This window comes from Citrobacter sp. wls714 (assembly GCF_005281025.1).
GTDB classification, from domain to species: domain Bacteria; phylum Pseudomonadota; class Gammaproteobacteria; order Enterobacterales; family Enterobacteriaceae; genus Citrobacter; species Citrobacter werkmanii.
In genome coordinates this window covers 117,177-138,060 of sequence record NZ_SZWZ01000024.1, presented here as the reverse complement: position 1 = coordinate 138,060, position 20,884 = coordinate 117,177, and the positions used below count along the sequence as shown (strand labels likewise).

The window sequence follows — 20,884 nt, the reverse complement described above, 5'->3', positions numbered from 1 at the left end:
TCCTTAACGGGGAGATAACAGGTGCGGAAAATGCGCCTCAATCACCGCGTAGATCTGCTTACCGATAGTCTCTCCATCCATGATATTTTCGATAGGAATGAGATACTGACCATGACGCGGATCCAGACTGACGACATCAATCAGTTTTTTAGAAATAGCATAGATATCTGCCCATTCAGTAAAACCACCCACTTCGCCAGCGGCGGTATGTTCCATCGCAAATTCAAACTGAAAATCATATTTAGCCAGTGCTTTTTTTACGACCGTTTGCAACATTACGCTACTACCGACACCATAGCCGCAAACAAACAGAAGATTAATTTTGTCTTTCATGACGATATCCTTTTTATGCGAAGTTAGTTAGCCCGCGTAAGGGCCCAGATTGAATACAGAGGCGATCAGTTTCAGTAATTCGCAAATGGCCGGCCATAATGTTGCCCAGTCAAATATGCCGGTCCAGCCAACCCCTTCTGCTGCCAGACCTGTTAAGGGGATTGCCCATACTGTGCCGAAGGTTTGAATAATTCCCAGCAGGAATGTACAAATGATAACGGAGCGATAACCCCCCATCCGGTTGGCTAAAACGCCAATGGGACCACCGGAGAAGAAAAGGGGCACAAAACCAGGTAATACCATAATAGGGCTTTTGGTAATAAGCAGGATCCCCATCGAAAATATGGTGCCGAAGGTACAGAAGATGAATCCAAGAGTGGCTGCATTTGGTGAAAAAGGTAATAGTGCGGCAACATCTACAGCCGGAATTGCATCGGGGATTAAGCGATCTTGCCAGCCTTTAAAGGAGGCATTTATTTCCCCAACCATCATTCTCACGCCCTGCAGGAGAATGACCATATACATGGAGAACTGCAGTCCGAGGTTGATAACATAGATATACCAGGGTTTGCCTTTTGCCATCAATTGAACATTTTCAATGCCGGTCGACAGTAAAAAACCGCCGACGAACAGCGTCATCACAATGGCAATAGCGGTGACGTTATGGTTAAAAATCGCCAGCCAGCCGGGGAGCTTCATGTTTTCGGCATCCTGCTTTTCAGCATCGCCAAACAAGTGGGCGAATTTTGAAAAAAACCAGATCCCGAGCATCTGATTATGAGCGATAGTAAAACCGGCATTATTGGTGATTTTAGCAACGGGTTTAGCAATTAACGTTGTGGCAAAAGCCCAGAAAAAACCCGTTAAAACACCGGCAATGATGATTGACTGTACCCAACCAAAGCCCAACCAGAAGACGATCAACCAGAGTACGGCCTGCGAGTGGGAAACCCCTGTGTTACCGGTTAAGAAAATCCCTTTTACTCGTGTATAGCGACCAAAAAGCACTAATAAAAGGTTGGTAAAAAATGCCAGTACGAAGACGTAACCGACGTAGCCAAAGTTATCTCCGAGGGCAATTTGGGTAGCCGCTTTCATGGCATACGAATCCATCAAATAACCATGAATACCGTAGGACTTACTGACGGCATCTGCGACAGGTTTAAAGGTGGCAGAAAATTGGAATCCGCCGAATAACACCATCATCAACCCGACCATCGCGCTAACCATACCCGTAATAATTTTAATTAGCGGCTTTTTATCAAGGGCATAACCTAAACCCACTAGCAAACCAATTAAGATAGCGGGCTCTGTTAAGAAAGATTGTATTACATCGATAAATTCAGAAAACATGACTCAGTCAACCTCCGTGATATTCGCTTCCAGATCAAAGTTGTTGGTGCTCATTCAATAACGGACGACTATTTATTTCTGCGACAGATTTTTATGAAAACAAAGCCACCTTAATAATCAAAATTGCTCAATAAAAGATTGGTTGTGATTTTTTGTGATTTAATTTGCAAAAAAAACATCTTTTATAATTCCGGTATATCAGTGGAGTTTATACATGGGTGCTGTTGATTTGAGGTTGTTTTTAAATAAACACACTGTAATTTATTTGTTTTGTTTATATTTTAATTTCGCATGTTAAGTTTTTTGGTATTCCTTGAATTTATAGTTCATCGTTTTGATAAAATGGTTTATATCAATATATCGTTTTGTGCGCTCATCCACATAATATGATTAATATGAGGAGTAGTTTACTTTCGAAAACCATTACATTTTTATTTTTAATAAAAAGGAATAAAATATGAGTGAAAATTATACAGTGACAATTAATCCTTATAATCAGAATAAACTTAGCGCATTAATTCAGTTGGGAAATATAGAGGAAGTAAGATTTGATTATACTGTTCATGGTAAAACATCAAATGCCGATTTTTATTACAGTACTGATGAATACACCACGAATACTCAGATTATCGTTGTGGGCCTGTATGCTGATTATCTTAATATGATCACATTGAATATTTATACGGCGGATAATGAAACAACCACTTTCTCGGTAACAATCTCAACACAGGGTCAGGACTATGGCGATGTTCCTCTGGAGCTGACAATCAATATTGAAGACAGCGCGATGGCGGAAAAGACCTTAGGGCTTGGGTGGTTTGTCACCAGCGCATGGAACGGTTATGACATTAATGGCGATCTACGTATTACCGGCCTTTTTCCATGGATGTACGGTAATTTAAAGATCATCGACAATGCGTTGTGGTCAGCGTTGGCCAGTGAAACGTATGATCCCGATAAGCATGCATTTGCACCTGCTTTATATCGTTTTAACCTGGCGGGAGACGTTTCACAAACCTATACCGCACCTGCAGGCTATGGCTTTCATCACGACATCACCACGGATGGGAAAGGTAATCTCTGGCTATTGGGTTCGTTGCTGGATAACTGGAGCGATGAGCAAAAACTGGAGTGCATAATTTATAAATATGACATCGCCAGCGGGACGTTACTCTGGCAACGTGATTACTCTCAGGAGTTTTTGGGTGCCACGGTGCTGGATAATACTGATACCAATGATGTGCATTTTAATAGCCTTGAGTATGTAAAAGAAACTAACCAGTTAATAGTCAACTCACGTTCGAGTTGTACAATTATTGGCCTGAATGTTGACTCCGGCGATGTTGAGTGGATTATTGATAATCCGGATTTCCCGGTGCTGGCTAGCCCAATCAATTTGAGTGTGGTGAATACCGACGATTTTCATTATCCCAATGGGGAACATGCGGTCTTTATTACTCAAAATAGCAAGTACCAGGCCTGGCGGGGTGACAATAAGTTCGTCCTTTCTCTGTTTAACAATAATTCCTGCGCGGATGAGAGTGGGAATGAGTTAGTGCGTATCATTGAATCTGATCCTGTCGCTTATAGTTCAGCTGAGCTTGATTCCCTGCCTACAATTTTGGCTATCGATTTAACCGCATCAACAGTGGAGAGATTGGATCAGTTTAGCTTTCCTGGTCAACGCAGTGAACTTACATCGTCGGTATTTGATGTAGGCAACGACTATTACAATGTTTATTTTGGCGCAGAGCAATCTTTCTTTGTCTTTGATACTGATAATAATATTGGCCTCTCTATTTACAATATTGATATGGGATTAGGCTATCGCGGTCGTATCTTTACTTATGAAGAATTACGTTTACTGATCTAACGTTGTCATCTTTTCCTACATTATTCTGCTACTTTCAGGTGGACGTACCAAAAATAGTTGTCCACCTGGTATCTACAAATGACGCCGGGATTGCCATTTCACTTCTCATGTTTAAGCACTGCCGAGGGCGCATAGCCAAATTTGTGTTTAAACGCTTTGCTGAAATGAAATGAGTCAAAAAAGTTAAGCATATCTGCCACCTGTCCGACCGTATTCCCTTCCTGCTTTAACAGTGACAGCGCCAGTTCCAGCCGGGCATCGAGATAATATTCCTTTGGTGTTTTACCGGTGTAACGTAAAAAAAGACGACGTAGCCAGGCTTCGCTACAGGGGATGGTGGCCGCCATATCCGCCACGCTCCAGCGCCTTTGCAGGCTGGCATGCAGAGTGGCAATTAGTTTTTCAATTTGTATCCGCTGTGGGTCTTTTTTTCCTTCGGCGTAAATAAGACAAATCCATTGATAAATTATTTTTGTGAGAAAAGCGACGGCCAGATTATTTTTCATTGAGTCTTGTGACGTAATTAGTCGCGAGACCTCGGCCAGCTCCTGATTATAAATATCACCATTATAAATAATACTTTGCTGGCGTAACGGAATATCCATTACGCTGGTTGGCGTGAATTCCATCCAGTATTGTTCCCATACTAATCCTTCACAATGATAAGACTGTATATCTGTTGGTTTTAAAAAGATTATACAATTCCCGGTGAGGGTAATGTGTTCGCCGTCTTTTAGCAGGATTTTCCCACAGCCCTGGACGGTATAGACAGCAACCCATGAATTAGCTATCAGTGGCTTTTTCTTATCGCGTGGCCAAATAACCCTGTAATGTTCGTCGGCATAGGTGTGCCACAGCGAGATCAATGAAATTCCGCTTGAGATCACATTTTCGTTAATCAATAGGGGAATATTGTACGTAGTTTCGTTTTTTACATGCGAACTTTGCATCTTTCCATTCATTTTAATTACCCGCCGGAGAATTATGCCCACAACCTGAACTTAACAGAAAAAATCTGTTCAGGGATATGACGTTTTTATTTTAAGAAATCTGACTGCCTGACCCGGTGCACAATACCTCGCATTCTCCCTACAGCTGCCGGGACATAATGAAAAACAAGGGCTATGAGATGAATACGCTACAAATTCTAAGCTTTGTGGGTTTTACGCTGCTGGTGGCGGTAATCACCTGGTGGAAGTTACGGAAAGCGGATACCGGATCGCAACAAGGATATTTTCTGGCGGGGCGATCGCTAAAAGCGCCGGTTATTGCCGCATCGCTGATGCTAACGAATCTCTCGACGGAGCAACTGGTAGGGTTAACCGGCCAGGCTTACCGCAGTGGGATGTCGGTAATGGCATGGGAAGTTATCTCAGCGATCCCGCTCATTTTTCTGGCGCTGATTTTTTTGCCGCGCTATCTGCAGCGCGGCATTGCCACTATTCCGGACTTTATTGAGGAGCGTTATGACAAAACGACCCGCATTATCATCGACTGCTGTTTTTTAATTGCCACGGGGATTTGTTTTCTGCCGATCATTTTGTATTCCGGCGCACTTGCCTTTAACAGTATGTTTCATGTTACTGAAACCTTTGGTATTTCCCAGCATACGGCAATTTGGTTGATGGCGGTGGTATTGGGGATTAGTGGTATTTTGTACGCCGTGGTCGGTGGGATGCGTGCCATTGCTATTGCTGATGTGATCAACGGAATCGGTTTGGTTATTGGCGGTCTGATGGTGCCACTATTTGGCCTGATAGCAATGGGTAAAGGCAGCCTGAGCGAAGGAATTACGCGCTTAACGCAGGATCACAGCCAGATGTTGAATTCGATTGGCGGGAGCAACGACCCGGTACCGATCGGCGCGGCGCTGACCGGGCTTATTCTGGTGAATACCTTCTACTGGTGTACGAACCAGGGAATTGTTCAACGTACGCTGGCGTCCAAAAGTTTATCGGAGGGACAGAAAGGGGCCTTATTGACGGCGGTGTTGAAGATGCTGGATCCGCTGATTCTGGTATTGCCTGGCGTTATCGCCTTTCACCTTTTCCAGGATCTCCCAAAAGCGGATATGGCTTACCCGGCGCTGGTAAACAAAGTCATGCCATTGCCGCTGATTGGCTTTTTCAGCGCCGTATTGTTCGGCGCGATCATCAGCGCGTTTTGCGGTTTTCTCAACAGCGCCTCGACACTATTCAGCCTCGGTATTTATCGTCGTCTGATTAACGAGCAGGCCAGCCCCGATAAACTGGTCAGCGTGGGGCGTCGTTTTGGTTTTATCGTCGCGGTTATTTCTGTGCTGGTTGCGCCGTGGATTGCGTATGCGCCACAGGGGCTATACAGCTGGATGAAACAACTCAATGGCATTTACAACGTACCGTTGGTGACCATCGTTATTATGGGCTTCTTTTTCCCCCGCATCCCGGCATTGGCGGCGAAGGTCGCGATGGGGCTGGGTATCGTCAGCTACATCACCATTAACTATCTGGTTAAGTTTGACTTTCACTTCCTTTACGTTTTGGCCTGTACCTTCTGCATTAACGTGGTGGTCATGTTGGTTATCGGTGTTATCAAGCCGCGTGCCACGCCGTTTAAATTCCATAATGCTTTCGCGGTAGATATGAAGCCGTGGAAAAACGCGAAGATCGCCTCTGTTGGCGTCCTGTTTGCGATGATTGGCGTCTATTCAGGTCTGGCGCAGTTTGGTGGCTACAACTCTCGTTGGCTGACAATCTTCAGCTACGCCATCACGGCAGCAGTAGTGATATACCTGATTTTCAGCAGTTGGCAGTCGCGACGTATCTCTACGGCACACAGAGTCTCTGACACTAAGGATAAAGCATGAACCGCCCTAATTTTCTGTTCATCATGACCGATACTCAGGCCACCAATATGGTCGGCTGCTACAGTGGTAAGCCGCTGAATACCAATAATATCGATAGCCTGGCGGCAGAAGGTATTCGCTTTAATTCCGCTTATACCTGCTCACCGGTGTGCACCCCGGCCCGCGCGGGGCTGTTTACCGGTATTTATGCCAACCAGTCCGGTCCGTGGACCAATAACGTCGCACCGGGGAAAAATATTTCCACCATGGGGCGCTACTTCAAGGATGCGGGCTATCACACCTGCTACATCGGCAAGTGGCATCTCGACGGGCATGATTACTTTGGTACCGGCGAGTGTCCCCCCGAGTGGGATGCCGACTACTGGTATGACGGTGCCAATTACCTTGCAGAACTGACGGAAAAAGAGATTGGTTTGTGGCGTAATGGCCTGAACAGCGTGGAGGATTTGCTGGCCAACAATATCGATGAAACCTTCACCTGGGCGCATCGTATCAGCAACCGGGCGGTTGATTTCCTCCACCAGCCTGCTCGTGATGACGAACCCTTCCTGATGGTGGTTTCCTACGATGAGCCGCATCACCCGTTTACCTGTCCGGTGGATTATCTGCAAAAATATCAGGACTTTTACTACGATCTGGGCGCGAAAGCGCAGGATACTCTGTGCGATAAGCCTGAGCATCATCGCCTGTGGTCGCAGGCGATGCCATCTCCAGTGGGTGAAGACGGACGTTATCACCATCCACTCTATTTTGCCTGTAACGACTTTGTTGATGATCAGATTGGCCGGGTGATTGATGCCTTAACGCCAGAACAGCGGGAGAATACCTGGGTTATTTATACCTCCGATCACGGTGAGATGATGGGGGCGCATAAGCTCATCAGTAAGGGGGCGGCGATGTATGACGACATCACGCGAATTCCGCTGATTATGCGCCCGCCGCAGGGAGAACCTATGCAGGTAGACACGCCGGTCAGTCATATCGATCTGCTGCCGACGATGATGGCGCTGGCGGGCATTGAGAAGCCACAAATCCTGCCGGGTGAAAACGTCCTTAACATTGAAAAGCCACGCGGCGTGATGGTGGAGTTCAACCGTTATGAGATTGAACATGACAGTTTTGGCGGATTTATTCCGGTACGCTGCTGGGTGACAGACGACTGGAAGCTGGTGCTGAACCTGTTTACCAGCGATGAGCTTTACGACAGACGAAACGATCCCGATGAGCTACATAACCTGATAGATTCGCCACAATTAGCCGACGTTCGCTCCAAGATGCACGACGCTCTGCTGGACTATATGGATAAAATCCGCGACCCGTTCCGTACCTACCAATGGAGTTTGCGTCCGTGGCGTTCAGATGCCGTACCACGCTGGATGGGCGCTTTCCGCCCACGCCCGCAAGACGGTTATTCGCCGGTGGTTCGCGATTACGACACCGGTTTACCAACCCAGGGCGTAAAAGTGGAGGAGAAAAAGCAGAAGTTCTGACTACAATGCCACCTGATGCAAATACCCACATTTGCACTTACTTGTAGGCCGGATAAGGCGCTAGCCGCCATCCGGCAATGACAGCCAGAGGAGTTTAGATGAAGATTTCCCGCCTTGGAGAAGCCCCGGATTATCGCTTCTCGCTGGCAAATGAGCGTACCTTTCTGGCATGGATCCGCACCGCGTTGGGATTTTTGGCGGCGGGCGTGGGGCTCGACCAGCTGGCTCCGGATTTTGCCACTCCGGTCATTCGTGAGCTTTTGGCGCTGTTACTGTGTCTGTTTGCCGGTGGCCTGGCGATTTATGGTTACCTGCGCTGGCTGCGTAATGAGAGGGCAATGCGTCTGAAAGAGGATTTGCCGTATACCCATAGTCTGTTAATCATCAGCCTGATTTTGATGATCGTCGCGGTGATTGTCATGGGACTGGTACTGTATGCCGGATAGCCGTAAGTCGCGACGTATCGCCGATCCGGGGTTACAACCGGAGCGAACATCGCTGGCCTGGTTTCGTACGCTGCTGGGCTATGGCGCGCTAATGGCGCTGGCGCTGAAGCATAACTGGCATCAGGCGGGTTTTCTGTTTTGGGTTTCAATTGTGGTGCTGGCGATGGCGGCTATCGTACTTTGGCGCTATACCCGTAGTCGTACCCTGATGGACGTTACGCATAGTGATTTTTCTGAATCTCGCGCGGTGCGTGACAAATTTATGATCTCCCTCGCGGTGTTATCCCTCGCAATACTGTTTGCTGTAACGCATGTTCGCCAACTTATTGCATTTATCGGGAATTTAGCATGACAGGATGTCAGGTCATGGCCAAGCCGGCCAGCTCTCGTTGTAACCTTGATTGTCGTTACTGTTTTTACATTGATAAACCCACTCAACCCGAAATGGATGATGCCACCTTAGAGACGTTTATTCGCCAGCACATTGCCGCGCAGCCAGGGTCTGAAGTGATGTTCGCCTGGCAGGGCGGGGAGCCAACCCTTTGTGGTATCGACTTTTTTCGCCGCGTAGTGACCTTACAAAAACAGTACGGGCAAGGGAAGCAAATCCATAATGCTTTCCAGACCAACGGGATTTTGCTCAGCGACGAATGGTGTCAGTTTTTACGTGAAAACGGCTGGCTGGTTGGGATTTCCCTGGATGGCCCTGCCGAGTTGCACGATGCGTATCGCGTTAACCGCAGTGGAAAGCCGACTCACCATAAGGTGGTGGACGCCATTGCCAGGCTGCGTGAGCATCAGGTGGAGTTCAATCTGCTGGTGGTGGTTAATTCTCTGAACAGTCAGCGGCCCGGGCAGATGTATCGCTACCTTCGCCAGCTTGGCACGCCGTTTTTGCAGTTCATTCCGCTGGTTGAATATGATGAAAAAGGCGAGCTTACCGCCGAATCCGTCCCGCCGCAGGCTTGGGGCACTTTCCTGAATTCCATCTTTGATATCTGGGTCAGAGAAGATATTGGTCGCGTATTCGTCCAGTTATTTGATTCAACTCTGGGCGTATGGTGCGGGCATCCGTCGCAGATGTGTTCGCTTAGCTCAACCTGCGGACATGCGTTTGCCCTGGAGGCGAATGGCGATCTGTATCAATGCGATCACTATGTCTACCCTGATTTTCGTCTGGGAAATATTCATCACACGTCGCTGAGTGAGTTCAACGCCAGCCCGCGGGCAGTGGAGTTTGGTCAGTCCAAGAAGACCACGCTGAGTGCGGAATGCCAGGCGTGTTCGCTGTTACGCTTTTGCCATGGCGATTGTCCAAAGCATCGCGACAGCCGTGGAAAGAGTGCGATTTGCAGCGGGTACAGCGCTTTCTTCAACCATACCGCCCCGCATATGCGCGTGATGCGCGATCTGCTTAAGCAGCATCGCTCACCGATGGAACTGATGGCGATGCTGCGTTAAGCTCAGCGGCGTTAGCGCCCTTTGGCCAGATACTGCGCCATTTCGGCTTCTGGTACCATGCCGCCGCCGGTCGCCCACACCAGATGAGTGGCGTTATTGAGCTGCTCTGCGCTGAAGCCGTGCATCTGTTGATAGTCAACTGAGGCGCAAACGTGTTGTGGACCAGCCATCCCCGCCAGCGCCGAAGGCTCAAGGCGAATTCCTTCCTCCTGCGCCAGCCAGCCCAACATGTCGTACATCGTCTGATCGTCCAGGGTGTACAGACCGTCGAGCAGACGCTCCATCGCCCGGCCAACAAAGCCGGACGCGCGGCCCACCGCCAGCCCATCCGCCGCCGTCAGATTATCGATGCCGATGTCCTGCACGGAAATGGTATCGTGCAGCCCGGTATAAATCCCCAGCAGCATGCAGGGGGAATGGGTTGGCTCGGCGAAGAAGCAGTGTACGTTATCGCCGAAAGCCAGCTTCAGGCCAAACGCCACGCCGCCAGGACCGCCGCCGACGCCGCACGGCAGGTAAACAAACAGCGGATGGTCAGCATCGACTACGCGCCCCTGCTGGGCAAACTGCGCCTTCAGACGCTGGCCGGCGACCGCATAGCCTAAAAACAGCGTGCGGGAGTTTTCATCATCGATAAAGAAGCAGTTCGGATCGGACTCTGCCGCTTTGCGGCCCTGTTCAACCGCCACGCCGTAATCCTCTTCATACTCGACGACCGTCACGCCGTGGCTGCGCAGTTTGGCTTTTTTCCATGCGCGCGCGTCGGCAGACATATGCACCGTCACCTTAAAGCCGATGCGGGCGCTCATGATGCCGATAGACATCCCGAGGTTGCCGGTGGAACCTACCGCGATGCTGTACTGGCTGAAAAACTGTTTAAATTCAGGTGAAAGCAGAATGCTGTAATCATCTTCTGTCGTCAGCATTCCGGCTTCCAGCGCCAGTTTTTCCGCGTGGGTCAGGACTTCATAAATGCCGCCACGCGCTTTAATTGAGCCGGAAATCGGCAGGTGGCTGTCTTTCTTCAGCAACAGTTCGCCGCAGATGTGCTGTCCGAACGCTTTTTCCAGTCGTTTTTGCATCGCCGGGATTGCGGCCAGCTCGGATTCGATAATGCCGCCGGTGGCTGCGGTTTCCGGGAATGCCTGCGCCAGGTACGGCGCGAAGCGCGTCAGCCGGGCATGGGCATCCTGAACATCGTGTTCGGTCAGGCCAACATAGGGTAAACCTTCCGCAAGAGAGGTGGTGCCAGGGTTAAACCAGGCCGTCTCTTTGAGAGCCACCAGATCTTCCACTAAAGGATACTGGGCGATAAGTGTTTGAATGTTTTCCATAGTCAGTCTCTTCGCGCTTAGATAATAAAGGAAAGCAGGAATGTGCAAGCCAGTGCAATAACGGACGCGATAAATGTCGCGGTCGTATAGTATTTAAACGTCTCATTCAGGGTAGCGCCGCAGTATTGCTTGACCAGCCAGAAGAGGGAATCTGTGACGATCGTGCAGCCAATGGCGCCGGAACCAATCGCAATGGCGATGATCTCCGGGCTAACGTCAGGGTAGAGCGGCAACATCGGCGCTACGATTGCCGTGGCGCCCATCATCGCGACCGTGGCGGAACCCACTGCAGCATGCAGAATTAACGCCACCAGCCACGCCAGCAGAATTGGGTGCATATGCATGTTTGAAAGGAGCAGCGCAAGGGTATCCGCCAGCCCGCTGCTCTTGAGGATAGCGTTGAACGCGCCGCCTGCGCCGATAATCAGCAGAATGTTAGCAATGGAGCCAAAACCGTTTTCGGTGTGGGTCAGTAGCGCCCCCATACTGATATGCTGACGCAGACCGAGAATGTAGTAGGCCACGAAGACGGCAATAAACATCGCGGTGATCGGGTTACCAATAAACTCCAGTAGCGTATAGACCGTACTGCCTTTCGCCATGTTCAGCTCCGCGACGGTTTTCACCAGCATCAGGCCAATCGGCAGCAGAACGGTAAACAGCGTCGCGCCCAGCGACGGCAGCGTACTTTCATCGCGCACTTTCAGGTCGGAAAACTCAGCCGGTACCGGCTTAAACGGCAGACGGTTGCCGAGGAATTTCAGGTACAGCGGCCCGCCGATCAGTGAGGCCATTAATCCTACCAGTAAACCGTAGACAATCACGGTGCCAAGATCCGCCCCCAACTTGTTAGCCACGAACAGCGCTGCCGGATGCGGCGGCACGACGCAGTGCACCGCCATCAGCGCCGTACACAGCGGAATCGCCAGCTTCAGCAGTGAAGTATTGGTCTTTTTGGCAATTGAAAAAGCCAGTGGAATCAACAGCACCACGCCGACTTCCACAAACAGCGTGATCCCGCAAATCAGCCCGACCAGCACCATAATGACGTCGGCGGAAAGCCAGCGACAGCGCTGTAGCGTCAGGCCGATGCGTTCGGCCGCGCCGGACACTTCCATCATTTTGCCCAGAATGGTCCCAAGGCCGATAACCGCGGCGAGGAAGCCCAGCGTACCGCCGATGCCGCTCTCAATGGCATTGACCATATCCAGCGGCCCCATACCCATCATCGTACCCACGAAGAAACTGGCCAGCAGCAGCGCCAGAAACGGGTGGAATTTGAACTTCACGATGGTCAAAACGATTAACACGATGCTTATCAGCAGCGTGCTCACAACCCAGATTTGAGAGTGCATAGCTCACCTTGCCCTGTGATTAACCTGGGGTTATTGGACAAAAATAAGGCAGGGTCTGACAAACGATATAAATCCTCTTTCACATGAGCTAAATTGCATCAATTAAGTGATTTACGTCTAATTACGCGTCATTAATGCGATATGGTTCACTCTGATTCACCTTTGTGCTGATTTTTACAGCGGTTTTTTTTACACTTCGACCCATAATTCAGGATGACAGAGATGAATATGGATCCCCTACGCGAAGTCAGAAACCGACTGCTCAACGGCTGGCAGCTGTCAAAGCTGTATACCTTTGAAGTGGCGGCTCGCCATCAGTCATTTGCTTTGGCGGCAGACGAGCTGTCATTAAGCCCCAGCGCCGTCAGCCACCGCATTAATCAGTTGGAAGATGAACTGGGTATTCAGCTGTTTGTCCGTTCTCACCGCAAAGTGGAACTGACCCACGAGGGTAAACGGGTGTTCTGGGCGCTGAAATCGTCGCTGGACACGCTCAACCAGGAAATTCTTGATATCAAGAATCAGGAGCTCTCGGGGACGCTCACCGTCTACTCGCGGCCCTCTATCGCCCAGTGCTGGCTGGTTCCGGCGCTCGGCGACTTTACCCGCCGCTACCCCTCCATTTCACTGACCATCCTGACCGGGAACGACAACGTCAATTTACAGCGTGCCGGGGTCGATCTGGCGCTCTATTTTGATGATGCGCCGTCCGCGCAGCTCACGCATCATTTCCTGATGGACGAAGAGATTTTGCCGGTATGCAGCCCGGAATACGCTCGTCGCCATGACCTGATGGGATCACTGCTGAATTTGCCGCACTGTACGTTGCTGCATGACAGACAGGCATGGAGCAACGATTCCGGGACCGATGAATGGCACAGCTGGGCGCAGCATTTTGCGGTAAATTTGCCGACATCGTCGGGCATTGGTTTCGATCGTTCTGATTTAGCGGTGATTGCGGCAATGAATCACATCGGCGTAGCGATGGGCCGTAAAAGGCTGGTGCAAAAACGCCTCGATAGCGGAGAGCTGGTCGCGCCTTTTGGCGATATGGCGCTGAAATGCCATCAGCATTACTACATCACCACGCTGCCCGGCAGGCAGTGGCCGAAAATCGAGGCATTTATTGGCTGGCTACAGGAGCAGGTTAAATAAGCGGGTCATGCATATTTTTTACGCTTTCTCTCTACACGGAAAGTGAAAAAGCATGCTAAATACGTGATATCACTCCTGATGATTTGCGTAAGGACGAGCGTGTTAAAGTCGATTGTTTCCCTGTTACTCTTCGCCAGCGCCACCGTGTGTGCAGTACCACCAGCGCTGACGGCGGCGTCGTATGCGCAGCAGCTTGGGGTCGGGATGGACGTAGATTGGGCGCGAACCGAGCGCGGCATCCGTGAGTTCGATCCGCTGGTGGTGCGGGATTTCAGGGCGAAAGGCATTTCTCATGTGCGTATCCGCGTGGCGGGAGAACCGACAGAAGCCAGACTAATTCATCTGCGCAAGCTGGTCGAAGCCTGCGAGCAGTATGGCGTAATCCCGATTATTGCTTACCAGGCGGATGAATATAAACAAGACCCCAGCGCCGGTAATGAAAAAGAGGTGGTTAACTGGTGGGTGGCGGTGGCGCATTACTTTGGTCAACGTTCGCCGCTACTGGGTTTTGACCTGATTTATGAACCTGCGGATAAGCTCAACCATAATCAGGCATCGCTCAACCGGGTGTATGACAAAACGATTCGCACCATCCACACTATTGACCCGCAACGGATGATCTTCATCGCGCCGCGACTGCGTGCCGCGCCGGAAGAGCTGCCGAACCTGAAGTTACCGCCGCAAAGCCAGAATACCGTGCTGGCCGAATGGCACATCTTCCCGTGGGGGCCGCTGAAAAATAACGGCAAATACCCATGGACGTCCGGGACTGCGGCTGAAAAGACGGCTATTCGCGCCCGTATCAATACCGCCATTCGCTGGCAGCAGAAAACCGGTCACGTGAGTTGGGTAGGCGGCTGGTCGCCAGGAGAAACCATTAAAAATGGGCCATCTGCTGCGCAAATGGCCTTCGCCCGTTTTATGGCGTGTGAGCTGAAGAAAGCGAAGATTCCCTATGCTATCAATGCGGATACGCAGTTCTATGATGGCGAGGAGGGAGCCTGGCGTCCGGCACTGGAGCCGTTGCTGACGACGATGATTGCGCCTGAATGTGACAAGCCCGGCGATAAACCGGGCCATCATGCGCTTAAACCGCCTGCCCCTGATGCGACACGCGTGACGCCAGCGGAAGCCAGCACACAAAAATCAGCAGCCCCATAAGGGTCATCAACAGGCCCAGACTGGCTTGTCCGGTCTGCGGCAGCATCGCAGAGAACCATGCCAGCACGCCGGAACCAATGTTTTGTAATCCTCCGACCAGCGCGCCGGCAGTGCCCGCCAGGAACGGGAAAGGCTCCATTGCGCCGCTGGTTGCCAGCGGAAACAACATCCCGGCGCCGAAGAAAAACAGCGCGGCGGGAACCAGCAGCGTCCAGACGTTCATCACGTCGAACAGGCCAGGGATCCACATCATCAAACCGGCGACCAGACAGCAGATAACCGACTGCCACATCAGCGTTGAGAAACGCTTGTTCGGGCGACCGGCGAACCAGGCACCGAAAAACGCCGCCGGAATAGGCAGAATAAACAGGATACTGACCACCATGCTGCTTAAACCCAGCCTTGCGCCCAATAATACCCCAGAGCAGGCTTCGAAGACCGCAACGCCCGCCAGACCGCCGATCAGCATTAGCACGTAACAGGTGAAAGAGCTGTTGCCAAACAGTGTCTTGTAACTGGCGATAAGCCGTGGACGCGGCGCGCCTGCCGGGCGCGTTTCCGGCATCCAGCGCGCCATGCTAAACGTGACGCCCGCGCACAGAATCAGCAGAAAAATATAGCAAGCGCGCCAGTTCCACACGGTATCCAGCATACCGCCAATCAGCGGTGCCAGCAGCGGACTGACGAGGATCCCCATATTCAGCAAACTGTTGGCGTGACGAAGCTGTGTACCTTCATACAGGTCTCGTGGCAAGGTTCGCGCCATCACACCACCGACGCCCGTCCCCATCCCCTGAATCGCGCTAGCGATAATCAGTACCGTCAGGCTATGGGTGGTAATGGCAACCAGCGTGGCCAGCATAAAAATAGACATCCCGGCGAGGATCACCGGACGGCGGCCAACACGATCGGAAAGTGGGCCGTAAAACAGTTGTGACAGGCCGTAGGTCAGCAGATAGGCGGCCATCACGCTCTGCACTGCCCCTTCGCGAACGTTCAGTTCACGCGCCATATCAGCAATCGCGGGGATATAAATGGTTTGTGCCATCTGTCCAACCGCCACCAGTAATACCAACATCAACAACAAATTGACGCTTCTATGCCTTTTCATTTCGCTGATAACTTTTAAAAAAGTGAAAAAAGAAGAATAAGGTGCTGCACTTTCCCGTAAATGCGCGTGGAATCTACCACAACAGAAAAAGAAGGCCAGATAGTAGGCTGGAATGTTTAAGCGATGAACGGCAGGAAATGTAAACAAAAAACGGCAACAAATGTTGCCGGATTGCATCAGGTCGACCAACAAATCATGACAAGCGTAGCAAAACCGCGCCTATGGCAATACCTGCGGCCGCGACAAGACGCACTCCGGCAACCTTTTCTTTCAGCAACAGCCAGGCGAGCAGCGCGCCAAACAGGATGGAAGTTTCACGCAGCGCAGCGACCACCGCCAACGGTGCCTGGGTCATGGCCCACAGCGCCAGTCCGTAGGAACCCATTGTGCCAATCCCGCCAAGAATGCCTTTCTTCCACTGCTGTACCAGATAGCGTGACGCTTCCCGGCGTCTGGCGATCATCGCCCAGGTGAGCAGGCAAGAACCGTTCAGAAAGAAGGTCCACAGCGTATAACCCAGCGCGGTTTCAGATAAGCGTACCCCGGTGCCGTCGACCAGCGTGTAACCGGCAATAAAGCAGGCGTTAATGAGTGCCAGTACGATCCCGCGTTGCGAGCTGCTGCGCCCGTTAAATGCCATGCCGAGAATAGCCAGGCAGATGGTGGCAATCCCCACCCAGGCAAGCGTAGAGAGACTATCGCCAAGGAACAGGACGCTGATAATCGCAACCAGCAATGGTGCGGTGCCGCGCATCAAAGGGTAGGTCTGACTCATATCCGAAACCTGATAGGTTTTGGCGACAAGAACCGTGTACACCACTTGTAAGGCCGTAGAGACAGCCAAAAACGGCAGGCTGGCGGCAGAAGGTTGAGGCGCAAAGGGTAAGCAGATTAAAGCCATAATCGCAGCTGAGCCGCTGACGCCGATCGCCGAGTACAGTTTATCGTTTCCAGCCTTAACAATGGCATTCCAGCTGGCATGCAGCAGCGCGGCGAACAGCAAAATGCAGAAAACAGAAAGCGTCATGGCGGAATTCTTCCCTGAGAATGTCATAAAAACGTAACATATTGACGCGTGACAAGCACCTGGGAAAAGGTGAAAGGGGAGCGGAGTGTTACCCGCTCCCCTTAGGTGCGACTTGAATCTGAATTACTTAACGTATTTCAGAACGGCATCAAGTAGTTGCAGTGCTGCAACAATGAGTTTGAGGATAAGAATAGCGATATCCACGAGGCTCATACGCTCTCCTTTTGGTACAAGGAGCACGGTGCTGGCGTACCTCGCCGCTGCCTGTTGCCAGCACCTTTGTTGACATAACACAGTGTGCTCGCACGGGGGTTAAGGCGCTGACGGCACCACCCGTTTCAGCCAGGACTTTGATGCGCCGGTTTACGATGCGGCCCCCGCATAACACATTGCGTACAGAAATATTATAGATAAATACTGTATAAATTAACAGTATTTTGTGGACGTAACGTCAACATTAGGCCATACTCAATATCATCAAAATTCGTGCCGAAATTGCGTGTTCTTCGCGGAGCGCGTATACTTTTCTCGTTGACATAACACAGTGTGCTCGGCGGCTACCAACCGCACAACGCTGAAAAGAACCTCGCTCCGGCGGGGTTTTTTGTTTTTCAACACCGTATAGTGAAATGTGATCGTTGACGCATTTTTGTGCAGATGAAAATTTTTCCATTGTCACGCTGAAAAACCTGTGTTTGTATAAATCCAGTTAATCAACAAACAGACAGGTCCCTAATGAACCCTTCCATGCTGACTGCGACCCTACTAAAAACTGCGCCATCTCGCGCAGCGGTCGTCGTGCGTGTGGTGGTCGTCGTCGGCAATGCGCCGTAGGGTCCGGATCAACACACGATTCCAAAACCCCGCCGGCGCAAACCGGGCGGGGTTTTTCGTTTAAGAGACCTGCCCGGAGCAAAGGCCCAGAATAAAAGGACTGGAGCATGGCAAGTTCGGGCATAACATCCAAGCGTACGCGTTTTACGGGCGCAGAATTCATCGTTCATTTCCTGGAACGTCAGGGAATCCAGGTAGTCACCGGTATCCCTGGCGGATCGATCCTTCCCGTCTATGACGCGTTAAGCCAAAGCACGAAAATCCGTCATATCCTGGCGCGCCACGAGCAGGGTGCGGGGTTTATCGCGCAAGGCATGGCACGAACCGATGGTAAACCCGCCGTGTGTATGGCTTGTAGCGGGCCGGGAGCCACCAACCTGGTTACCGCGATTGCCGATGCTCGTCTGGATTCCATCCCGCTGGTGTGTATCACCGGGCAGGTTCCGGCCTCGATGATCGGTACCGATGCCTTCCAGGAAGTCGATACCTACGGTATTTCTATCCCCATCACCAAACACAACTATCTGGTCCGCCATATCAATGAATTACCTCAGGTCATGAGCGATGCATTCCGCATTGCGCAGTCCGGACGTCCAGGCCCGGTGTGGATAGACATTCCTAAGGATATTCAAACCGCCGTATTTGAAATTGAAGAGATGCCGGAACCCGCGCAGAAAATGGCGGCGCCGGCGTTCAGTCAGGACAGCATTCGCGATGCCGCAGCCATGATTAACGCCGCACAGCGTCCGGTACTGTACCTCGGCGGCGGCGTGATTAACGCGCCCGCACGCGTGCGTGAACTGGCCGAAAAAGCCATGCTGCCTACCACCATGACCTTGATGGCGCTGGGCATGCTGCCAAAGACGCATCCGCTGTCTTTAGGCATGCTGGGTATGCACGGCGCGCGCAGCACCAACTTTATTCTGCAAGAAGCTGATTTACTGATTGTTCTGGGCGCACGTTTTGATGACCGGGCGATTGGTAAAACCGAACAGTTCTGCCCGAACGCTAAAATCATCCACGTGGATATCGACCGTGCGGAGCTGGGTAAAATCAAACAGCCGCATGTAGCGATTCAGGCGGATGTCGATGAGGTACTGGCACAGCTGATCCCATTGGTTGAGGCCCAGCCGCGAGAGGCATGGCATCAGATGGTGGCCGATTTACAACGTGAATTTCCTTGCGCCATTCCGCAGGAAAGCGACCCGCTCAGTCACTATGGGCTGATCAATGCGGTGGCGGCATGCGTGGATGACAGCGCCATTATCACCACCGATGTCGGGCAGCATCAGATGTGGGCGGCGCAGGCCTACCCGCTGAACCGTCCGCGTCAGTGGCTGACCTCTGGCGGTCTTGGTACCATGGGATTTGGTCTGCCGGCGGCCATTGGCGCGGCGCTGGCGAACCCGGATAAAAAAGTGCTGTGCTTCTCCGGCGACGGTAGCCTGATGATGAATATTCAGGAAATGGCGACAGCCAGCGAAAATCAGCTGGATATTAAAATCATCCTGATGAATAACGAAGCGTTGGGTCTGGTATATCAGCAGCAGAGCCTGTTCTATAAGCAGGGTGTTTTTGCTGCGACCTATCCGGGGATGATTAACTTTATGCAGATCGCAGCTGGTTTTGGTCTGGAAACTTGTGATTTGAATAACGAAGCAGACCCACAGGCAGCGTTGCAGGAAATGATTAATCGGCCTGGACCTGCGCTGATCCACGTGCGTATCGACGCCGAAGAAAAAGTGTACCCGATGGTGCCGCCGGGTGCGGCAAACACTGAAATGGTGGGGGAATAAGCCATGCAACAGCAGACTCATGACAACGTAATCCTGGAACTCACCGTGCGCAACCATCCGGGCGTAATGACCCACGTCTGCGGGCTGTTTGCCCGCCGCGCGTTCAACGTGGAAGGCATTCTCTGTCTACCGATTCAGGACAGCGATAAGAGCCGCATCTGGCTACTGGTCAACGACGATCAGCGTCTGGAGCAGATGATAAGCCAGATCGACAAACTGGAAGATGTGGTGAAAGTCGCCCGCAACCAATCCGACCCGTCGATGTTTAACAAAATCACCGTCTTCTTTGAGTGAGTTAGTTGCCGTCTGAATCCGGGGTGATCACTTTGACAGAGCCGTTCCGGCAGTGGGTTGCATAATCTGCCGGTAACGGACGGTCGCTTATCAGTACGTCAAAGGTGGAGAGTGGACCAATGCTGGCGGGGGCGACCTCATCGAACAGGGCGTGGCGCGTCAGCAGAATTTTGCGTAATCCGCGTTCCATCGCTTTGCGTTTTGTGGCCAGATCGTCCGGATTGAACCAGCTAACGCCGAAATGCTCATGGACTCCGCTGGCGGAGATAAAGACTTTTCGTGGGTTGAGTGCATCCAGTGGGGAGGGATTACTGGTGTCGTAAAAGGCGTCACTTTTCGCCCGGTAGGTCCCCCCGCAAAGAATCGCTGTGGCGTTGGGCTTTTCATTTAGCGCTACGAACACCCGGTGCGAGTAGCAAATCCCGGTAAAGGAAATATCGTCCGGGATCATGCTGACCACCAACGGCATTTCCGCACCATTATCAAAAAAGACCAGATCATTTTCACTTACCAGTCCCGCAGCCAGAATGGCAACCGGTAAATCGTCGCGGTGATACTGTTTTTGCACGGGGAGTGGCGCGTTAACGATGGTAGCAGGTTTGTTCACCATCACAATGTAACCACCGAGCAGCGTGAGGGGTAACGGCTCGTCATCCTGACTGAGATCCCGACGAATAGTCATCACAGAAACTTCCAGCATTCGTGCCGCCTCTTTCAGATGGATTCGGTCGGTCTTCTTCAACAATTCCATCAGACGTCGAATACGTTCTTTTTGCTTAGTTTCCATGTGCTTCTCCACGAATCATGTTTCCATGTTCCTTCAGTAACATTTTTGTGTTTCTTAGAACATGGCATTGCCGCATTACTATACGTCTGACTATTCGGAAATAAAAGCGTGTTTTTTCACGTTTTATTGATTATATACAGTTAACTTTCAGTCAATTGTAAGCAACTTCATCATTTGTAGTGTGATGGGGTAGCAACATTTAGCGTAATAAATAAACAACAAAATGATC

At 51.1% G+C, this 20,884-nt stretch carries 20 protein-coding genes; 11 read left to right on the top strand and 9 right to left on the bottom strand.

All coding sequences use genetic code 11. From position 1 onward, the window contains the following. Positions 1-3 precede the first annotated feature (3 nt). Both FDX11_RS02785 and FDX11_RS02780 read right to left on the bottom strand, forming a co-directional pair. On the bottom strand, positions 4-333 hold the full coding sequence (locus tag FDX11_RS02785; protein ID WP_087052859.1) for a PTS sugar transporter subunit IIB: 330 nt from the start codon (positions 331-333) through the stop codon (positions 4-6). Between the two features lie 27 nt (positions 334-360). Continuing rightward, positions 361-1,686: a PTS sugar transporter subunit IIC gene (locus tag FDX11_RS02780; RefSeq protein WP_137397445.1), complete on the bottom strand. Its 1,326-nt coding sequence runs from the start codon at positions 1,684-1,686 to the stop codon at positions 361-363. A gap of 457 nt (positions 1,687-2,143) precedes the next feature. Here FDX11_RS02780 and FDX11_RS02775 point away from each other — a divergent pair, with 457 nt between their 5' ends. Continuing rightward, positions 2,144-3,559 carry an aryl-sulfate sulfotransferase gene (locus FDX11_RS02775; RefSeq protein WP_137397444.1) on the top strand — a complete coding sequence of 472 codons (1,416 nt, stop codon included), beginning with the start codon at positions 2,144-2,146 and terminating at the stop codon, positions 3,557-3,559. Between the two features lie 98 nt (positions 3,560-3,657). On the opposite strand, the gene FDX11_RS02770 is transcribed toward FDX11_RS02775, so the two are convergent. Beyond that, positions 3,658-4,521, bottom strand: a complete 864-nt coding sequence (locus FDX11_RS02770; RefSeq protein WP_079225776.1) for an AraC family transcriptional regulator — start codon at positions 4,519-4,521, stop codon at positions 3,658-3,660. 167 nt (positions 4,522-4,688) lie between these two features. On the opposite strand from FDX11_RS02770, the gene FDX11_RS02765 reads away from it, so the two are divergent. The 5 genes from FDX11_RS02765 to FDX11_RS02745 all read left to right on the top strand — a co-directional run bounded on the left by FDX11_RS02765 (position 4,689) and on the right by FDX11_RS02745 (position 9,801). Next, positions 4,689-6,404, top strand: coding sequence for a solute:sodium symporter family transporter (locus FDX11_RS02765; protein ID WP_137397443.1), 1,716 nt, complete (start codon positions 4,689-4,691; stop codon positions 6,402-6,404). Next, a complete protein-coding gene (locus FDX11_RS02760; protein WP_042311459.1) occupies positions 6,401-7,894 on the top strand; it encodes a sulfatase-like hydrolase/transferase in 1,494 nt (497 codons plus the stop codon). The genes FDX11_RS02765 and FDX11_RS02760 overlap by 4 nt, the downstream gene beginning before the upstream one ends. A gap of 98 nt (positions 7,895-7,992) precedes the next feature. After that, the gene (locus tag FDX11_RS02755; RefSeq protein WP_042311462.1) at positions 7,993-8,340 is read left to right on the top strand and encodes a YidH family protein; all 348 of its coding nucleotides are present in this window, start codon (positions 7,993-7,995) and stop codon (positions 8,338-8,340) included. Next, on the top strand, positions 8,330-8,692 hold the full coding sequence (locus tag FDX11_RS02750) for a DUF202 domain-containing protein (protein WP_042311464.1): 363 nt from the start codon (positions 8,330-8,332) through the stop codon (positions 8,690-8,692). Before FDX11_RS02755 ends, FDX11_RS02750 begins: the two co-directional genes overlap by 11 nt. Continuing rightward, entirely contained in the window at positions 8,689-9,801 is a 1,113-nt protein-coding gene (locus tag FDX11_RS02745; RefSeq protein ID WP_170975588.1) for an anaerobic sulfatase maturase, read from the top strand. Before FDX11_RS02750 ends, FDX11_RS02745 begins: the two co-directional genes overlap by 4 nt. An 11-nt stretch (positions 9,802-9,812) precedes the next feature. On the opposite strand, the gene dsdA is transcribed toward FDX11_RS02745, so the two are convergent. Beyond that, positions 9,813-11,135, bottom strand: coding sequence for a D-serine ammonia-lyase (gene dsdA, locus FDX11_RS02740; RefSeq protein WP_061380866.1), 1,323 nt, complete (start codon positions 11,133-11,135; stop codon positions 9,813-9,815). A gap of 17 nt (positions 11,136-11,152) precedes the next feature. After that, entirely contained in the window at positions 11,153-12,490 is a 1,338-nt protein-coding gene (gene dsdX, locus FDX11_RS02735; RefSeq protein WP_137397441.1) for a D-serine transporter DsdX, read from the bottom strand. A 228-nt stretch (positions 12,491-12,718) separates the two neighbouring features. Here dsdX and dsdC point away from each other — a divergent pair, with 228 nt between their 5' ends. Then, the gene (gene dsdC, locus FDX11_RS02730) at positions 12,719-13,645 is read left to right on the top strand and encodes a DNA-binding transcriptional regulator DsdC (protein WP_137397461.1); all 927 of its coding nucleotides are present in this window, start codon (positions 12,719-12,721) and stop codon (positions 13,643-13,645) included. Between the two features lie 78 nt (positions 13,646-13,723). Then, entirely contained in the window at positions 13,724-14,806 is a 1,083-nt protein-coding gene (locus FDX11_RS02725; protein ID WP_137397460.1) for a cellulase family glycosylhydrolase, read from the top strand. Here the strand turns inward: FDX11_RS02725 and emrD are convergent. The 3 genes from emrD to tisB all read right to left on the bottom strand — a co-directional run bounded on the left by emrD (position 14,733) and on the right by tisB (position 17,157). Continuing rightward, the gene (gene emrD, locus FDX11_RS02720; protein ID WP_038635685.1) at positions 14,733-15,917 is read right to left on the bottom strand and encodes a multidrug efflux MFS transporter EmrD; all 1,185 of its coding nucleotides are present in this window, start codon (positions 15,915-15,917) and stop codon (positions 14,733-14,735) included. The two genes, FDX11_RS02725 and emrD, sit on opposite strands and share 74 nt — an antisense overlap. Before the next feature lie 193 nt (positions 15,918-16,110). After that, on the bottom strand, positions 16,111-16,944 hold the full coding sequence (locus tag FDX11_RS02715; protein ID WP_042311473.1) for a DMT family transporter: 834 nt from the start codon (positions 16,942-16,944) through the stop codon (positions 16,111-16,113). Positions 16,945-17,067: 123 nt separating this feature from the next. Further along, positions 17,068-17,157 carry a type I toxin-antitoxin system toxin TisB gene (gene tisB, locus FDX11_RS02710; RefSeq protein WP_003023909.1) on the bottom strand — a complete coding sequence of 30 codons (90 nt, stop codon included), beginning with the start codon at positions 17,155-17,157 and terminating at the stop codon, positions 17,068-17,070. A gap of 522 nt (positions 17,158-17,679) precedes the next feature. Here tisB and ivbL point away from each other — a divergent pair. From ivbL to ilvN, 3 genes are all read left to right on the top strand, one after another. After that, the gene (gene ivbL / locus FDX11_RS02700) at positions 17,680-17,778 is read left to right on the top strand and encodes an ilvB operon leader peptide IvbL (protein WP_003827118.1); all 99 of its coding nucleotides are present in this window, start codon (positions 17,680-17,682) and stop codon (positions 17,776-17,778) included. Positions 17,779-17,885: 107 nt separating this feature from the next. Beyond that, on the top strand, positions 17,886-19,574 hold the full coding sequence (gene ilvB / locus FDX11_RS02695) for an acetolactate synthase large subunit (protein ID WP_137397440.1): 1,689 nt from the start codon (positions 17,886-17,888) through the stop codon (positions 19,572-19,574). 3 nt (positions 19,575-19,577) lie between these two features. Beyond that, positions 19,578-19,868, top strand: coding sequence for an acetolactate synthase small subunit (gene ilvN, locus FDX11_RS02690; RefSeq protein ID WP_003023914.1), 291 nt, complete (start codon positions 19,578-19,580; stop codon positions 19,866-19,868). 1 nt (position 19,869) lies between these two features. Here the strand turns inward: ilvN and FDX11_RS02685 are convergent, their stop codons facing one another. Next, positions 19,870-20,655, bottom strand: coding sequence for a DeoR family transcriptional regulator (locus FDX11_RS02685; protein ID WP_137397439.1), 786 nt, complete (start codon positions 20,653-20,655; stop codon positions 19,870-19,872). Between the last annotated feature and the right edge of the window lie 229 nt (positions 20,656-20,884).

Coding starts and splice junctions, on each gene's coding strand:
- FDX11_RS02725 (WP_137397460.1), top strand. CDS start 13,724: ATGATTTGCGTAAGGACGAGCGTGTTAAAGTCGATTGTTTCCCTGTTA.
- FDX11_RS02765 (WP_137397443.1), top strand. CDS start 4,689: ATGAATACGCTACAAATTCTAAGCTTTGTGGGTTTTACGCTGCTGGTG.
- FDX11_RS02780 (WP_137397445.1), bottom strand. CDS start 1,686: ATGTTTTCTGAATTTATCGATGTAATACAATCTTTCTTAACAGAGCCC.
- ivbL (WP_003827118.1), top strand. CDS start 17,680: ATGAACCCTTCCATGCTGACTGCGACCCTACTAAAAACTGCGCCATCT.
- FDX11_RS02770 (WP_079225776.1), bottom strand. CDS start 4,521: ATGAATGGAAAGATGCAAAGTTCGCATGTAAAAAACGAAACTACGTAC.
- dsdX (WP_137397441.1), bottom strand. CDS start 12,490: ATGCACTCTCAAATCTGGGTTGTGAGCACGCTGCTGATAAGCATCGTG.
- FDX11_RS02785 (WP_087052859.1), bottom strand. CDS start 333: ATGAAAGACAAAATTAATCTTCTGTTTGTTTGCGGCTATGGTGTCGGT.
- FDX11_RS02775 (WP_137397444.1), top strand. CDS start 2,144: ATGAGTGAAAATTATACAGTGACAATTAATCCTTATAATCAGAATAAA.
- ilvB (WP_137397440.1), top strand. CDS start 17,886: ATGGCAAGTTCGGGCATAACATCCAAGCGTACGCGTTTTACGGGCGCA.
- FDX11_RS02750 (WP_042311464.1), top strand. CDS start 8,330: ATGCCGGATAGCCGTAAGTCGCGACGTATCGCCGATCCGGGGTTACAA.
- FDX11_RS02685 (WP_137397439.1), bottom strand. CDS start 20,655: ATGGAAACTAAGCAAAAAGAACGTATTCGACGTCTGATGGAATTGTTG.
- FDX11_RS02715 (WP_042311473.1), bottom strand. CDS start 16,944: ATGACGCTTTCTGTTTTCTGCATTTTGCTGTTCGCCGCGCTGCTGCAT.
- dsdA (WP_061380866.1), bottom strand. CDS start 11,135: ATGGAAAACATTCAAACACTTATCGCCCAGTATCCTTTAGTGGAAGAT.
- FDX11_RS02755 (WP_042311462.1), top strand. CDS start 7,993: ATGAAGATTTCCCGCCTTGGAGAAGCCCCGGATTATCGCTTCTCGCTG.
- emrD (WP_038635685.1), bottom strand. CDS start 15,917: ATGAAAAGGCATAGAAGCGTCAATTTGTTGTTGATGTTGGTATTACTG.
- FDX11_RS02760 (WP_042311459.1), top strand. CDS start 6,401: ATGAACCGCCCTAATTTTCTGTTCATCATGACCGATACTCAGGCCACC.
- ilvN (WP_003023914.1), top strand. CDS start 19,578: ATGCAACAGCAGACTCATGACAACGTAATCCTGGAACTCACCGTGCGC.
- dsdC (WP_137397461.1), top strand. CDS start 12,719: ATGGATCCCCTACGCGAAGTCAGAAACCGACTGCTCAACGGCTGGCAG.
- tisB (WP_003023909.1), bottom strand. CDS start 17,157: ATGAGCCTCGTGGATATCGCTATTCTTATCCTCAAACTCATTGTTGCA.
- FDX11_RS02745 (WP_170975588.1), top strand. CDS start 8,689: ATGACAGGATGTCAGGTCATGGCCAAGCCGGCCAGCTCTCGTTGTAAC.